Here is a 14,819-nt window from a genome sequence, read left to right as displayed (position 1 = left end):
GCTTGCGTGCGAAGCGGGCTGTTGTGGCGTCGCCGGCATAACGACATCGGATCGCCCGCAAAGGGCATCGAGTCCGGCCTTCGTCGGCATAGCCGCAGCCCTCTTCCGCCTCGGCGGTAAGCTGCGGAGGAATCTCGGTTCAATTCGGGAGTCCCGATAGCCGGACGGCCAAGCCTCAGTCGGGGGTGAAGTCCGCGATGCAAGGGGAGTTGACATGAGTGACAGCATCGAGTGGCTTGGTGAGTACTGTTTCGAGGAACCCATGGGGGGTCCCGGAATGCGTGGCGGGGTGTCGCTGACCGCGGTGCGTGGTCTGGCGGTGGAGGACCTGTTGCGGCGCGTGGGTGCCCGGGATGGCCAGATCGGCACATGTTCCCATTACCGTGATCTCGATCCTCTCTCCGTGGACGCCCCGTGGACTCCCTGCGTGTACGGCACGTCCGGAGAGTGGTCGTACGTCCTGGAGGATTCCGGAGTTTGTGCCTGGTATCAGCATTGGGCTGACGACAACAGTTCTGTGATGCCTCGTGACGGCGAGGAGTTCGTGTGCCTGTACGCGAACGTCGCGGTGCAGCCGTCGTGGCTTTTCTATTCACCCGGTGACGGGGACCTGCTACGGGCGGAGTTCCGGCACAGCCTGACGGGTCCTGCTGCGGAGAGCGAGTCCGGTAGGGCTCACCTGCTGGACAGCCGGATGCGGAGCAACGGCGCCGTGTGGCCGGACCCGGACGGTTTCTCGTCTCCCGCGGAGTGGCGTGCTTTTGTGGAGGACCGTTCCGCTGGGCTTCATGCCGCGGTGTGGAGGTCGGTCGGCGAGCACACCGGTCTGAGGATCCCCAGAGGGGCCGTCGAGTCGGGTGATCTCCCCGTGGCATTGCTGGTGGATCCGTTCATGTGACATGCGACGTTCATGTGACATGCGCGTTCATGTGACATGCGCGTTCATGTGACATGCGCGTTCATGTGACATGCGAAGGGCGGCTGGTGGACCAGCCGCCCTCGCTGTTTCTCCGGTACCTAGTTCGTGGTCATGGTGCAGTGCATGAAGGTTCCGGTTCCAGTGGCACAGTCACCCTTGATGTTGGTGTTCAGCCAGTAGGCGTCCCTGTCCATGAGGCGCATGTTCTTGGCGAATCCCGAGGAGAAGGCTGCCATGGATCCGCTGTTCTGGACTCCTGAGATGGACGACCTTCCACATACCTCCCTGAAACTCGGCATCGTTCCGGGAAGATTTCTGAGATGGACGGCTCCGTTGTCCATCTGCGCGTAGGTCTGCATGCACTCTGCGCCGGTGGAGACGGGATTGAGTCCGTCGAGGTCGGCCGGCTGTCCTCCGCTGTTGTAGGAGGCGTTGAAGGAGAACTCGTCGCAGTTCGGAGCGTCGGTGCTGCTGTTCATGGCTGCCGGGTCGTAGGTGGTCCGTGCCCATCCGTCCACGTCGCAGATGACGGCACGGTTCGCTCCGTTGCGTCCGCCCGGCAGGTAGTACAGGGGGGTGTTCGCGCTTTCCAGCCCCGGGCTCTTCGGACTGCCGTGCTGGATGAGCCATGCGTGGGCTGCCGCCTGCGGATACTTGGCGGCGTTGAAGGTGTAGGTGGGTGCGTAGTTGTGGAAGACGCATCCTCCGGTCGAGGTTATTTTGGTGTCGCAGCGGATTTCGTCGAGGTCGGTCTTGCGGACCTGGCTCTTGGACCACTGGTAGCCGGTGTGGGTGGGGGCGATGCTGCTGTCGGAGGGGTAGATGTCTCCGTCGATCTGGACGTCCGGGTGGAAAAGGAATTCCTTACCGGCGACCGAGTTGTCCCAGGTGTAGGTGGTGGTGAGGTTCGCCGCGTGGGTGTCTCCCGGTGTCCAGTTGGGTGCTCCGTTCCAGGCGCTGTTTCCCGGTTCGTCGGGTGTGCAGCCGGTGTCGCACAGATGCTTGTTGATGGCGAGCATGACATCGGCGATGTCGAGAGGGACGGAGTCCGGCGCGATGCTGAGATGCTCGGTGAAGGAGTTCGTTCCGTCCAGTTCCAGTACGCGCTGGATTTGGAACATGATCGTTCCGCTGGCACCTTCCGAGGTGATGTAGTAGTACGGCATGGCCCGGTTCTCGCAGGTGATGGTGCGGGTGGCGCGGGCGATGATCTTCCCGTCGTCGCACCAGGTCGCGAGGCCCTGGGTCGAGACGCTGGTCGCCAGCGAGCCGTCAGGGCCGGGGTTGGACGCGTCCTTGCCGAGCGCCGCTGTGGCCTTGTCGTCCGGGGACTGGATGGCCTGGTTGGGGTTGGGGCTGCTGCTGTCGTTCGCCGGCAGGGCGAGGTCGACGGCGTAGTCCTTCGGGATGCCGTAGTCGCCGGGGATGAAGGCCATGGCGTCCCAGGCGATGTCGTCGTCGCCGGATCCTGTGTAGGTGGTGTTGGAGAGCCTGACTTCGGGCGCCTTGTCGTTGAAGCGGAAAGCGCCGAGGTAGACCCAGGTGTTGCTCTCGTTCGCGTCCTGGTTGACCACGACCTTGGCGGTGCCGAGGGCGGTGGGTATGTCGTAGAACGCTTTGGTGGTCTGGGCTCCGGTGTCGGGGATGTGGACGTAGATGGCGGCTTGTTCCTCGGGGACGGCGCCGGGGAGTTTCCAGTCGCCCTGGATCGTCATGCGACCGCTGTCGCCGCCGAGGTGGGCCGGATCACGGGTGTGTGCGTACCAGAAATGGCCCTGGTAGCCGCCGCCGATCTGATGGAGGTCGGCTTTGGCGTCGTACTGGCCGAGGCCGGGCCCGGTGGCGTTGGGATCAGGGTAGAACGTGAACTGGAACGAGCCGTCGGTTGTCGTCGTTCCGCAGTCGCTCCAGGTGGGTGTTCCCGCCGGAACGGATGCGACGATCTTCGCTCCTGACGGAAGGTTCCCGGTATCGCACTGCGGTGTGCCGTACTGAAGGCGGTATCCGCGACCGGGCTCGCTGATCAGCGTCGCATATTTGATCTTCTCGTTGCCGCAGGTGGAAGAACAGTCGTCCTTCCATGTGGCATTGGCCGCGTTCCACCAGTACTGGGTGTAGCAGCCGGCGTCCGGGCAGTCCGGCGGGTTGGCGGCGTCACAGTTGTTGGCCGCATTGCAGAACGTGTCGAGTGGTGGCTTGATGGCGGTGCGCTCGGCGGTGCTGTTCCACCAGGACGGGTAGAAGCCGGCGGAGCTGTAGCCGGATTCGCCGGGCCAGTCCTGGCGTCCGGAGGTCGCGTAGGAGTGGCCGGTGTCGATGGACCAGGCGGCCCACCCCATGACCTTCTCCTCATACGGCCAGTACTGCGGATGGGCGGCGTCCCAGGGCCAGTTGGCCGGGTCGGCGTCCATGTCCATGAAGGGGTCACGGTCGGCCGGGTAGACCGGGTTGGCGGGATTGTTGAACCAGCCGAGCCCCCAGTTCCCGTTCTCGGCTTCCTTGGACCTGGGGTTGAAGCCGAGGTTGTAGTTCCAGACTGCGGTGAACCAGTTCTCCGGCTTGGCCGGGTCGTCGTTGTTGACGGTGATGGTCTGGTCGGCCTCGTGAACCTCGTTCCACTTGTCCGCGAGGATGTAGAGCGAAGAGGCGATGTTCATCGTGTAGTCGAGGGCGACGGCGCGCTGGAGGCTGGGGTCGAGAGCGGTTTCGTCGTCCTTCTCGAAGCCGGCTTTGCGCATGCCGTCGGTGACCTGGCCGACGCCGTAGCCGCAGTCGGACAGGTCCCAGTGGATGGTCCAGTAGTCCGCGAGGCTGCCGCCGGTCTGGTGTCCGTAGTAACCGTCCACGGAGGCCAGCGGGCTGCCCATCTGGCCGGGAATGGCGCCGGATTCGGCCTGCCACAGGTTGGATTCCTGGGCGAGGATGCCGAGTTCGACCTGCGCGGGGATGCGGCCGCCGCCGTTGAGCGTGGGGGCGGGCCAGGTGCCCTGGGGGTCGATGGTGGCCAGTCCGGTCTGGGTGCGCCAGCCGCCCTGCTTGATGTAGCCGGAGGTGAGGTCTCCGCGCACGGCCATGTCGACGGCCCACTCCACCTGGTTCGGGGTGGGTTGGAGGGCCTGGGTGTTGACGTCGTTGCGGGGCACGGAGCACCAGGCATCGGTGTCCACGGGGTCGTGCGCGCGCGGGTCGTCGGTGGCCGTGGTCATGAGGCTCATCGTGGACATCTGCGGCCGGCTGTCACCGGTCAGGGCCGGCGAGGTGGTGCCGCCCGCTGTGGCGTCAGGCTCGTCGGCTGTGAGCGTCGTGCGCTGTCCGGTGACGGTGGAAGTCGCGGTGATGTCGAGGAGGTGACTGACGCTTCCGGCGCCCTGCCCGGTGGCCGGCTCCTTCGCGGTGTGCGAGAGGTCCTTGCCGACGCCCTTGATGGTGGCGACGCCGCGCTCCACGGCGTCGGAGACGACGGGGTCGACGGCGAGGCGTCCGCGGGTGGACAGCTGCGCTTCGTGAGGGACGTTCTTCTCGGTGATGCCGCTGTGGCCGAACGCCGCGTCGTGGGTGGCCTGGCCGAGCAGGTAGACCTTGCCGGTGGCGTCCTGGGCGAGGCCCATCGCCGTGGTCTCGCCGTGGGCGACGGTGGTCTTCGTGCCGTGTGCGTACGTCTGCACGCGGGCTCGCGTGTCACCGGTGCGGTCGATGTAGGTGACCGTTCCGTCTTTCCCCGCGGTGATGTCGTACGGGGCGTGCTTCGTCGCGGTGAGCGTCGCCTGCTTGCCCTTGCGACTGATGTGGACGAGCCGGTTCCCGGCCGCGCCGATCAGGCCGTCCTTGGTGGGGACGGCGGAGGTGATCTCACCGCGGGCGGTGACGTCCGCGTCGGTGTCGCCGTGCGTGTCGACGGTGATCAGGCGCGTCTTGTCGTCCCGCAGGGCGGTGAACGCCGCGCTGTGGGTGTGCGCGTCGCAGGTCGGGTCGAAGTAGGCGAGGGACGCGGTGAACGGCATCTTGGTGACGTCGCCACTGTCCAGGTCGACGACGGCCGTCAGGGCGCCGCCCATCATCAGGTCGGGTTTGTTGGTGAAGGTGCGGGGGGCGTAGACGACGGCCGCGTGGTGATCGTCCATGAGGCAGCTGTTGCCGATCCAGGTGTCGGCCGGCAGCTGGGGTTCGGACAGGACGGTGGCGGTCTTCCAGTGGTAGCCGGTTTTCGCGTCGGCGACGAGGAGGTGCAGTCCGTCGCTGTCGGCGGCGGTGGTCACGGCCCGGTCGCCGGAGGTCTTCCAGTTCTTGCCGAGGACGCTGTCACGGTCCTCAGCGGGAATCGCCAGAGGGTGCTTTCTCTTGGCCGGTCTGGCGTGTCCGGTCTTCTTCGGCGGTGTCGAATCCGCTGCTTGCGCTGTACTCGCCATGGTGAAGGTCATCGCGGCGACCGCGGTCGCCGAGATGACAGCCATGGCACGCTCTTTGTGCCGTCTTCGCATGGTGGTCTCCTTTCTTTCGGTCAGACACGTCCGTGGCCCTGACGCATCGTTACGTCGAGGTCGTCCAGGCCACGGTGTGCATGCTGGATTCCCGGGGCCCCGCTGCCGAGGACGGAACCGGTCGCCTCAGGCGACCATGAGACCGACGTCGGTACGATAGAGCCGCGGGAGAGAGGGGTGTCCGCGCTCCGTCCCGGCACCACACCCCCGCACAGTGCGGCCGCGAGCGCATCGCCCACCGCGACCGGGGCTCGGTTACGCCCCCCGCAACGCTCATCCGCCCTGCTGGGCCCGGGCCGCCGACAGCGCCTTGCCGTGGCCTGAGGCGATCGCCTCCAGCTTGGCCTTGTTGGCGGCGATCTGCTTGTTCTCGATCTTTCTCTCGGTGTCGAACCAGATCTTCACCAGGTTGGTCTGCTGCTTGCACGCCACATCGTCGACAGCGAGGTCGATGCTGTCCTGGCTCTTCGAGGCACGGCCTTCGGTGACGCCCTGTGCCATCGCCTGGTACGGGTCGGCGAGGTTCTTGTGGCCTTTGGCGTCCATGCAGGACGACCAGGCGCTGATCGCCTTCTTCACCACTCGCTTCCGCTGCGAGGCGGTCAGGCTCTTTCCGGCGAGTTGGGAGACGAACAGCGCGTCGGAGTCGTCGAGCTTGATCTGTTCCTTGCTCCAGCCGACACAGCCGCCTTTCTTCAGCGCCTTGCCGTGGTAGGAGGCGCGTGCCGGCCTGACGCTGTCGGGGGTGATGTAGAAACCGCCCTTGCCGTTCTTGGAGTGGGTGGTGACCGGCTTGGTGTGCCCGGTCAGTACCTCCACTTGCACGCCGGGGAGGTCGGGGACGCTCTGGCTGGTGCGCCCCCGGAACTTCGGTGCCGGCTCATAGCCGTACCTTGCGGCATCATCCGGGTCGGTGATGCCGTAGCGGCGTTCCATAGTGGCGTCGTCGGTACTGGGGGGCGGATTCGCTCCGGCCTTGGGAAGGGCGACGTGGAAGCCGTAGCCGGCCATGCACTTCTGCTGAAGGCCGGTCGTCGCCTGATCGAGGGTGACCCGGTCGGCGTAGGAAAGCATGTACTTCTCCAGGGGAAGCACCATGTTCTCGGCCAGTCCCTGTCGGGGGGCCTTTGCGGGCCGGTTGTCCTTGTTCACGACCGGTTTGTCGGCCGGGGTGTTCCCGGCGCTGGTGCTGTTGCCGCCGCACCCGGTCATGAGCGTCGCTGCGGCGACGGCGGCGATGGCCGCCACCGAGGCCGTGGTACGGCGCATGCTCATCATGGGCTCCTTGAAGGGGGGTGGTCCGAACGCAGAGACGAGGGGGACTTGACGTTCCGCCAGGCCCCATTGCGGCAGTAATCCGCTCAGCTCATGACCGGACCGCGCGTGGAGGTTTCCCTTTGCTACTTCCGGTCGACGAGGGGAGTGAACTCATCGACGTAGATCTTCGGTACCTGTGGAGCCGGACCCATGTCTCCCGAGCCGATCACCGCCTCGTCCCGCCCGGTTTTCCCCGGAGGGACGTCCTGCAGCCAGAACCGGTTGTACGCGGTCCAGCCCTTACCGTCGGCGATGCTGATCTGGACGGAATACGTCGCATCCCGCTGGTTGGTGTTGGCCACTTCGATCTCGGTACGCACACCACTGCTTTCCGGTGTGGCACGCACGGTCAGGTCTCCGTACTCCAGGACACGCGTACGGCCTTCGGAGTGCACCGAGGCCACAGGCGACGGCGACGGCGACGGGCGCACTTGCGGACTGCTCTGCTCCGCGCTCGGAGTCGCCGGCCGCTGCGGCGCGGGGGCGGCCTTGTCGGCGCCGCCGTCCGTACACCCGGCGGCCAGCACACACGCCGCCATCAGCCACAGTGCCCGGGTCATGCGCGGTCCGGGCCCTACCGCACCGGTCCTCACTGGACGGAAGCCGCCATCTGGTTGCGCGCGGCGGCCCTTTCCTTGTCGTGCTGCTCCTTGATGCCGGTCAGCCGGCTCTTGTTGTCGGCGATCTGCCGGTCCTGGATCACGGACTCCACACCGGACCAGACCTTCACCAGGTCCGTCTGCTCCTTGCAGTCGATGTCGTCGACCGCCAGAGCGATGGACTGCGGCGACGGCTGCCCGTTGTTCGTGACGCCCTGGTCCATCGCCTTGTACGGATCGGCGAGTCCCTTGTGCGCCTTGCCGTCCATGCAAGAGGACCAGGCGGCCAGGACCTTGATGACCTTGTCGTCCTTCAGCGACAGCACCAGGCTGTCCCCGGCGAGCTGCGCCACGAAGGCGGGGTCGGCCTCCTTGAGGCCGAGTTGCTGCTCGGACCAGCCGACACAGCCGCCTGCCTTCAACTTCTTTCCGTTGTACTCCGCCCGAGCGGGCTTCGTGCTCCTGCCGGGCGCGGCCAACGGCTCTGCGGCCTTGTCTCCCGTGGGGGGTCTGAGCGGCTCGGGCTTGGTGTGGCCGGTCAGGACCTCCACCTCGACACCGGACAGATCACGCATGGTCTGCCTGGTGTACTCCTGCAGCGCCGGAGGGAGCTCGTAGCCGTACTTCTCGGCCTCGGCCCGGTCGGTGATGCCGTAACGGCGTTCGATGTTGGCGTCGTTGTCACTGGGAGGCGGGTTGGCGCCCGCTCGCGGCAGCGTCAGGTCGATGCCGTAGTCCTTCATACAGGACTGCTGGAGATCGTTGGCGGCCTGCTCAACGGTGACCTGGTCCTCGTAGGAGGGCATGTACGCCTCCAGTGGGAGGCTCAGACCCTTGGTCAGGCCGCTGGTGGGGATTCTCTTGGGCCAGTTTTCCTTGTTCACGACGGGTCTGCTGTCGGCCGCGTTCTTCGTGGTGTCCGATGTCGTGCCGGAGGAACAGGCGCTGACCAGGAGAGCCGAAGCGGTCAAGGCCACTGCGGCGGCTGTCTGCTTGATGTACTTCACGGGGAGTTCCTTCATGTGCTTTATGCGAAGTGAGAGGAGGCGTTGTTGTTCTTCAGAGCGGAGATCAGGTCGGTGATGTTGCAGTCTCCGTAAGGGCCGTTCTTCGCGAAGTACTGGGATGTGCCGCCGTAGCCGGAGTTGTAATACACGCGGTAGTTGTCGTCCGAGGCGCAGTTCTGCACGGACGCCGCGTTGTTCTTCATGTACTGGCCGTTGCCGTAGCCGCCGTTGCCGAACACGTACCGGTAGGTCGACAGTGACGAGCCCTCGTACTGACTGGTTCCCCAGTGGTCGGACACATTGCCGTAGAACGTCGTGAAGGCCGACTTGTAGTAGCCGTCCTGGACGGCGATGTCCTTCGAGTTGTAGAACAGCCACAGGTCACCGTAGGAGCAGCTGATCCACGGAACGTCGCAGTTGTCCATGACCGTGTACTCCGCCGCGTTCACCGGACCGGCGGTTGCCAGGACAGCGGCCACTGCCGCGACTGACATGGCGCAGGCGGCTGCCTTCTTCTTGACGCGGATCCTTTTCATGACATCTCCGTCGATAGATCATTTGTGCGACAAGGACCTTCGCACCAGGTGAGTGTCATGGCCATGCTTTTTGCGTGATCAGGGCCTGCCTGAGGAACAACCTTGACCAGCCCGCCGTGAGGGCGATGGAACGGGGCCGGCCGGCACCGGGCCAGGGGCGGCCGACAGCGCGGAGACCCGGGTCGCGGACGGCTCCGCCAGAAAGTTCGTCACGGCTACCAACGGGACGCGTCAGACGCTCGGCGCCTGATCGTGTGCTGGGCAACGCGCGCTATCTGGTGATCCGTCGGGGTACGGCCACCACACGGGCCGACTGCCCGGCCTGAGTACGGACCCGGCCGGAGAGCAGGCGCCGCAGTTCGGTTTCGGGCAGTTGGATCGCGGGGCTGTCGTCCCGCTCCGCGTCCACCGACGGGCCCTGCCGCCCGTGAGCCGTGGCCAGCCTGCGAGAACCCCGTCGAGTTCCACCCGGGTGCCGCCTACCCTGACGGCATGGGACATGCGAAGACCTCCTACGTCTGCCTGCCCTGCCGGGCTTCGTACAAGCAGCCGTACGACACCGACAGGCAGCGCGTCTGCCCCCGCTGCGCGCAGCGGCTGATCCACGTGGGCTCGGCCTTCGCGGCACCCCGCCGCCGGGACAGCGCGGCCTGGCGGACACTGTCCGTGCTGCTGCACGCGGGCGTCCGCTTCCACAAGAGCTGCTGCGGCGGGCCCGGCTACCGTCCCCGCTCCCTGAGCGAGGTTCGCGAGCGGATGACGTACGCCCGGCGCAGCGGCGAGCCCTTCGCCAGGGCACTCGTACGGTACGAGGTGCCCTGACCCCGACCCGGGGCCGAGGAAGGGCCGACCCAGACCAGGCCGAGCGCGCCCTGGCCGGCTTCCTCGGTCCGGCCGCCGTCCGGGCCGCCCGGCACCTGCCCGAGCACGCCACGTCCGTCAAGGCCGCCCTCGCTCGCGCGCCGGCCCCGTCTGTTCCGGACGTTCGGCGGGGACCGGTCGTACGGCCCGGGCCTTCCGGAACGCGGGTCGCCTGCCGGCACCCTCACTCCGCCCAACCGCACGCCGCTGTTCGACACTTGGGCCGCTCGTTAAGGGTAGGCTAACCTAGCCTCTTGCTGGGCGTCGAGGCCGTGTCGATGGATGAGGGGAAGGCCCTGCGGGCTTGCCGGCCGTCGACACGGGAGCGTGGTCGCCCGAGATGCAGGTCCGGGCCCTGCCCGGCCTCGTGGGGAAACGGAGTGACCGCGTGACCGTGACAGCCGCCCGAGAAGGGGATCCGTCCGCCCGGGCGCTTTCCTGGCCCGAGGAACTGCGGGGCAGTGTGGTCGTCGTCAAGTTCGGTGGCAACGCCATGGTGGACGCGAGGCTTCAACTGACCTTCGCCCAGGACGTCGTGGAGCTGTGGCACGCGGGTCTGCGCCCGGTCGTCGTGCACGGCGGCGGGCCGCAGATCAGCGCGATGCTGGACCGGCTCGGCCTGGAGACGCGCTTCGAGGCGGGGCTGCGGGTGACCACACCCGAGACCCTGGACGTGGTGCGCATGGTGCTGACGGGGCGCGTCCAGCGGGAACTGGTCGGTCACATCAACGCCCACGGCCCCTTCGCGGTGGGCCTGACCGGGGAGGACGCGCACACGATGACGGCGGTGCGGCGGCCGGCCCGGGTGGACGGCCGGGCGGTGGACATCGGTCTCGTCGGCGACGTCGTGGACGTCAACCCGGCCATGGTGCGCGCGCTGTTGGAGCAGGACCACATCCCCGTCGTCTCCCCCGTGGCACGCGGCGCGGACGGGCAGGTCTACAACGTCAACGCCGATCTCGCGGCGGCGGCCCTCGCCGTCGCACTCGACGCCGAGCGGCTGGTGATGCTCACCGACGTCGAGGGGCTGTACGCGGACTGGCCGCACAGTACCGAGGTCATCGGGCGTCTGACAGCTCGTGCGCTGGACGGGCTGCTGCCCGGGCTGGCGAGCGGGATGCTGCCGAAGATGGAGGGCTGTCTGCGGGCCGTCCGCGGCGGGGTGCGCAAGGCGCATGTGGTGGACGGGCGCGTGCCGCACGCGGTGCTGCGAAGTGTGCTCGCCGAGACCAGCCCGGGCACCACCGTGGTTCCCGACGTGGTCACCCGTCCTGACCAGACGCGCGAGTGACTCGGTCACCCAGTCCTGTTCAGACGCGCGACCGACGGGGTCACCCAGTCCTGACCAGACGCGCACGACCGGCGTGGTCACGCCCTCCTGACCAGGACGCGCACGACCGACATGGTCACCCCCTTCTGACCAGGACGCGCGCGTTGCGCCGCGGGTCCAGGGACTCCGCCCAGGGCCGCGGCGCGCGGTGCGCGGTCGTGGGTGTGAAGCCGTGGCGGAGGAACAGTCCGGCGCCTCCGGTGGTCGCCGTGAACAGGGCGCCGAGGGACTGCGCGCGTGCCGTGGCGAGCACCGCGCGTAACAGCCCGGCTCCCGCTCCGCTCCCCTGCCGGTGCTCGGCCACACAGAAGTTGTAGACGACGCCCGCGAGTTCACGGCCCTCCCCCGCCTCCGCAGGGTAGGCGCGCAGGCCCACGCAGCCGTCGAGAGTGCCGTCGGGGGCCTCCAGCACCAGGAAGTCGGCCGCGTGGGCGGCGTAGAGGGAGAGGGGGCGTTCGCGCAGCGCGCCCGAGTGCGCGAAGGGCTGGGACAGGGTGGCGAGGGCGGCGGCCTCGTCCGGGCGGGCGGTGCGCACGATGGGCGTCGGTACGACGAGGGCGCGCGGCAGCGCGGGAGGGCGCGGCGTGGCCGTGGTCAAGGGGTTCCTTCCTCGGTCTTGGACCGGGGATCAAGTGCGCGGGCGGCTCGGGCGGCCGTCGACGTAGGTCTCCACCACCTCGATGTCGCCGATGCGCGAGGTGTCGACGCGCCGGGGGTCGTCGCCGAGGACGACCAGGTCGGCGTGTTTGCCCGGGGTGAGGCTGCCCAGGCGGTCCTCCCAGTGGCAGGCCCGGGCGCCGGCGAGGGTGTAGGCGTGCAGGGCCTGGTCGACGGTGACGGCCTCGTCCCGGCCGATGAGCTGCCCGGAGGTGGAGGCGCGCTCGGCCATGAACTGGACGGCGCGCAGGGGCGATCCGTCGGCGACCGGCCGGTCGGAGCTGCCCACGAGGGGAATGCCGTGGTCCAGGAAGGCCCGGCCCCGGTACATCCAGGGCGCCCGTTCCTCGCCCATGATCGAGGCGTAGTCGTCGCCGAAGTAGCGCAGGAAGCTGGGCTGGACGACCGCGCTGATGCCGAGTCGCGCCATACGGGGGAGCTGGTCGGGGCGGATCAGCCCGGCGTGTTCGATGCGGTGGCGTGCCTCGGGGCGGGGGCGCAGGCGCTGGGCGCGTTCGAGGGCGTCCAGGGAGACGTCGGCCGCGCGGTCGCCGATCGCGTGCACGGCGAGCTGCCAGCCGGCGAGGTGGCCGTCCACGATGAGGCCGGTGAGCACCTCCGGGTCGTCCTGCAACTGCCCGGCGTGGCCGAGCCCTTCGTATGGGCTGGTCAGTGCGGCCGTACGGGCCATCATGCCGCCGTCGGTGTAGACCTTCAGCGCGCCCACGGAGAGCCGGTCGTCGCCGAACCCGGTGCGCAGGCCGAGGTCGAGGGCGCGCGGGATGCCGTCGGCCTCGTGGGCGGCGACCGGGCGCAGCCGGTCCGCGGACACCATGAGCTGTACGCGCAGCGGCAGCAGGCCCTTGTCCCGGGCGAGTTGGTAGGCGCCGAGTTCGACGGGGCTGTGGCCGAAGAGGGTGCCGCCGATGCCCGCTTCGGCGCAGGCGGTGACGCCCTCGGCCAGGCAGGTGCGGGCCGCGCGGCCGATCGCCCCGGCCAGGTCCTCCTGGGAGTGCGGCAGGCGCAGGGCGCGGGCGGCGCCCATGGCCTGCTCGGCGAGGAAGCCGTTGTCGTGCGGGATGCCGGCGGGGAGCAGGTCCAGGACGGCGGTGTTGACGACGCAGCCGTGCCCGGAGTCGTGCAGCAGGTAGAGCTTGCGTCCGGCGCTGACCCGGTCGAGGTCGGCGGCGGTGAGATGGCGGCCCAGGGCCCGCTGGTCGTAGCCGGCGATGCTCACCCAGTCGCCGGGTGCGTGCGTGCGGGCGACGGCCTCGGCCACGACCGCGAGGACGTCGTCGACGCGGGTGCGTCCCGCGATGCTCGGGGTGTTCTGCTTGAACCCGGTCCAGGCGAGGTGGACATGGGCGTCGATGAACCCCGGCAGGACCGTGGCGCCCTGCAGGTCGACGACCTCCCGGGCGGGCAGGGAGGTCACGGCCTCGTCGAGGCCCGCGATCCTGCCCTGCCAGATGCCCAGGTCATGAGCGACCGGATGGTCCGGATCCATGGTGAGGAAGCGGGCGTTGGTCAGCCTGGTGCACAGCATCGGCGGAGTCAGGCGTCCTGGGCCGTGGCGAGGGACTTCGGGCGCAGGTCGGTCCAGTGGGTCTCGACGTACTCCAGGCATGCCTCGCGGGTGTTCTCGGCGAAGGCGATCGTCCATCCCCCGGGCACCTCGGCGAAGGAGGGCCAGAGGGAGTGCTGGCCCTCGTCGTTCACCAGGACCAGGAAACGGCCTTCGTTGTCGTCGAAGGGGTTGGTGCTCATGCGCGGTGCCTCCTCGGAAGGCCAAGATTAGGTTAGGCTCGCCTAATTGACGAAGCTTAGCCTTCGGCCCTTCCCTCTCACAAGGAGACGTTCATGCGCTTGGCCGCGGCCGACAGGGAGGACGCGTTCACCGGGTTCGGGCTGCCCGGGGCGCCCGGCACCGGGGAGTTCTGGGCCGGGGTCGGTGCCCCGGCGGCCGTGCCCGACGGCGACGGCGGCTGGATCACGCTGTTCCTGTGGCGTGGGTCGTCGCCGGCCAGGATCGAGTTCGAAAGCTGGTCGGAGGCGGTGCCGTTGCGTCGCTGGGCCGACTCGGACTGCTGGTACGCCGAGGTACGCATGCCCGCGCGGCTGCGGGTGACGTATCAATTCGTGACGGGGGACGCGTCCCAGTCCGACCCGTTCAACCCGGCCGGGGCGGGCGGCGACCGGTCCATCGCCGCGACCCCGGACGCCCCGGAGCAGCCGCACTGGCCCCTCGTCGGGGCCGACGCGGTGCTGCCCGTGCCGCGGGCACGGATCCGCTGGGCGAGTGAGCGGCTGGGCGGGCGGCGTACGGTGCGGGTGCATCCGGCGGGGGGCGGCGGGCCGGTGGTGCTGCTGCTCGACGGGGACGACTGGCTGTATCTGCATCCGGCGATCACCGCGTTCGACTCGGCCGTGGCGGCCGGTGAGTTGCCGCCGGTCACTCTTGTCTTCCTGCCTGCCAAGGACCGGGCCGCCGAGTTCACCTGCCGGCCCGAGCTGTGGGAGGCGGTGCGGGACGAACTGCTGCCGCTGGTGGCGGAGTCGGGCGTCAACGCCGATCCGGAGCGGCTCGTGGTTGCCGGGCAGAGCCTCGGAGGGCTGAGCGCGGTGTACGCGGCGCTGGAGTTTCCCGAGCTGGTGTCGCGGGTTGCCTGTCAGTCGGGGTCGTTCTGGTGGACGCCGGATGCCATGCGGCTGGCCGATCCGTTGGGGGGGCCGCTCGGGGGTGTGATCGCTGAGCGGCTGCTGGAGAGTGTCGATCTGTCGGGGCTGCGGGTCGCGTTCGACGTCGGGGAGCACGAGGACCGGATGTTGCCTCACTGTGAGGTGACCGAGGGCTTGGTGCGGCGGGCCGGGGCGACCGTGCGGGTGTCCCGGTCCGCGTCGGGGCATGACCGCGCCGGGTGGCGCCATGCCCTGCTCAGGGATGTCGGCTGGGCCCTCGGTGAGTAGTCGTGTGCGGGCTGGTGGGGGTTGATCGCGCAGTTCCCCGCGCCCCCAAGAGGGACGCCGGCTGGGCCCTCGGTGAATAGTCGTCTGCGGGCCGGTGGGGGTTGATCGCGCAGTTCCCCGCGCCCCCAAGAGGGACGCCGGCTGGGCC

At 68.6% G+C, this 14,819-nt stretch carries 12 protein-coding genes; 4 read left to right on the top strand and 8 right to left on the bottom strand.

Annotated elements, in window-relative coordinates; genetic code table 11:
• Positions 1-214 precede the first annotated feature (214 nt).
• Positions 215-898, top strand: a complete 684-nt coding sequence (locus CEB94_RS35850; RefSeq protein WP_175436106.1) for a hypothetical protein — start codon at positions 215-217, stop codon at positions 896-898.
• Positions 899-1,017: 119 nt separating this feature from the next.
• On the opposite strand, the gene CEB94_RS35845 is transcribed toward CEB94_RS35850, so the two are convergent.
• From CEB94_RS35845 to CEB94_RS35825, 5 genes are all read right to left on the bottom strand, one after another.
• Positions 1,018-5,370 (bottom strand): golvesin C-terminal-like domain-containing protein, encoded by a 4,353-nt coding sequence (locus CEB94_RS35845; RefSeq protein WP_175436105.1) that lies wholly within the window; start codon positions 5,368-5,370, stop codon positions 1,018-1,020.
• A 300-nt stretch (positions 5,371-5,670) separates the two neighbouring features.
• A complete protein-coding gene (locus tag CEB94_RS35840; RefSeq protein ID WP_175436104.1) occupies positions 5,671-6,666 on the bottom strand; it encodes a hypothetical protein in 996 nt (331 codons plus the stop codon).
• A gap of 131 nt (positions 6,667-6,797) precedes the next feature.
• A complete protein-coding gene (locus tag CEB94_RS35835; RefSeq protein ID WP_175436103.1) occupies positions 6,798-7,274 on the bottom strand; it encodes a hypothetical protein in 477 nt (158 codons plus the stop codon).
• A gap of 29 nt (positions 7,275-7,303) precedes the next feature.
• Entirely contained in the window at positions 7,304-8,335 is a 1,032-nt protein-coding gene (locus CEB94_RS35830) for a hypothetical protein (RefSeq protein WP_246112017.1), read from the bottom strand.
• 5 nt (positions 8,336-8,340) lie between these two features.
• Positions 8,341-8,856: a hypothetical protein gene (locus CEB94_RS35825; protein WP_175436102.1), complete on the bottom strand. Its 516-nt coding sequence runs from the start codon at positions 8,854-8,856 to the stop codon at positions 8,341-8,343.
• 492 nt (positions 8,857-9,348) lie between these two features.
• Here CEB94_RS35825 and CEB94_RS35820 point away from each other — a divergent pair, with 492 nt between their 5' ends.
• On the top strand, positions 9,349-9,678 hold the full coding sequence (locus CEB94_RS35820; protein ID WP_175436101.1) for a deoxyxylulose-5-phosphate synthase: 330 nt from the start codon (positions 9,349-9,351) through the stop codon (positions 9,676-9,678).
• A gap of 433 nt (positions 9,679-10,111) precedes the next feature.
• Positions 10,112-11,008, top strand: a complete 897-nt coding sequence (gene argB, locus CEB94_RS35815; protein WP_381104080.1) for an acetylglutamate kinase — start codon at positions 10,112-10,114, stop codon at positions 11,006-11,008.
• 115 nt (positions 11,009-11,123) lie between these two features.
• Here argB and CEB94_RS35810 read toward each other — a convergent pair whose 3' ends face one another.
• Genes CEB94_RS35810 through CEB94_RS35800 form a run of 3 tightly spaced genes read right to left on the bottom strand, consistent with a single transcriptional unit; the run spans position 11,124 to position 13,471 of the window.
• Positions 11,124-11,645, bottom strand: coding sequence for a GNAT family N-acetyltransferase (locus tag CEB94_RS35810; RefSeq protein WP_175436100.1), 522 nt, complete (start codon positions 11,643-11,645; stop codon positions 11,124-11,126).
• Positions 11,646-11,675: 30 nt separating this feature from the next.
• Positions 11,676-13,250 (bottom strand): amidohydrolase, encoded by a 1,575-nt coding sequence (locus CEB94_RS35805; RefSeq protein ID WP_175436099.1) that lies wholly within the window; start codon positions 13,248-13,250, stop codon positions 11,676-11,678.
• An 8-nt stretch (positions 13,251-13,258) separates the two neighbouring features.
• Positions 13,259-13,471, bottom strand: coding sequence for an MbtH family protein (locus CEB94_RS35800; protein ID WP_175436098.1), 213 nt, complete (start codon positions 13,469-13,471; stop codon positions 13,259-13,261).
• Between the two features lie 93 nt (positions 13,472-13,564).
• On the opposite strand from CEB94_RS35800, the gene CEB94_RS35795 reads away from it, so the two are divergent.
• On the top strand, positions 13,565-14,671 hold the full coding sequence (locus tag CEB94_RS35795; protein ID WP_175436097.1) for an alpha/beta hydrolase-fold protein: 1,107 nt from the start codon (positions 13,565-13,567) through the stop codon (positions 14,669-14,671).
• Positions 14,672-14,819 lie beyond the last annotated feature (148 nt).

Origin of the sequence: Streptomyces hawaiiensis, assembly GCF_004803895.1 — a bacterium.
In the GTDB taxonomy this organism is placed as follows: Bacteria; Actinomycetota; Actinomycetes; order Streptomycetales; family Streptomycetaceae; genus Streptomyces; species Streptomyces hawaiiensis.
The sequence above is the reverse complement of the archived record's forward strand: the minus strand, read 5'-3'. Positions and strand labels throughout refer to the sequence as shown.

Coding starts and splice junctions, on each gene's coding strand:
- CEB94_RS35850 (WP_175436106.1), top strand. CDS start 215: ATGAGTGACAGCATCGAGTGGCTTGGTGAGTACTGTTTCGAGGAACCC.
- CEB94_RS35845 (WP_175436105.1), bottom strand. CDS start 5,370: ATGGCTGTCATCTCGGCGACCGCGGTCGCCGCGATGACCTTCACCATG.
- CEB94_RS35840 (WP_175436104.1), bottom strand. CDS start 6,666: ATGCGCCGTACCACGGCCTCGGTGGCGGCCATCGCCGCCGTCGCCGCA.
- CEB94_RS35835 (WP_175436103.1), bottom strand. CDS start 7,274: ATGACCCGGGCACTGTGGCTGATGGCGGCGTGTGTGCTGGCCGCCGGG.
- CEB94_RS35830 (WP_246112017.1), bottom strand. CDS start 8,335: ATGAAGGAACTCCCCGTGAAGTACATCAAGCAGACAGCCGCCGCAGTG.
- CEB94_RS35825 (WP_175436102.1), bottom strand. CDS start 8,856: ATGAAAAGGATCCGCGTCAAGAAGAAGGCAGCCGCCTGCGCCATGTCA.
- CEB94_RS35820 (WP_175436101.1), top strand. CDS start 9,349: ATGGGACATGCGAAGACCTCCTACGTCTGCCTGCCCTGCCGGGCTTCG.
- CEB94_RS35805 (WP_175436099.1), bottom strand. CDS start 13,250: ATGCTGTGCACCAGGCTGACCAACGCCCGCTTCCTCACCATGGATCCG.
- CEB94_RS35800 (WP_175436098.1), bottom strand. CDS start 13,471: ATGAGCACCAACCCCTTCGACGACAACGAAGGCCGTTTCCTGGTCCTG.
- CEB94_RS35795 (WP_175436097.1), top strand. CDS start 13,565: ATGCGCTTGGCCGCGGCCGACAGGGAGGACGCGTTCACCGGGTTCGGG.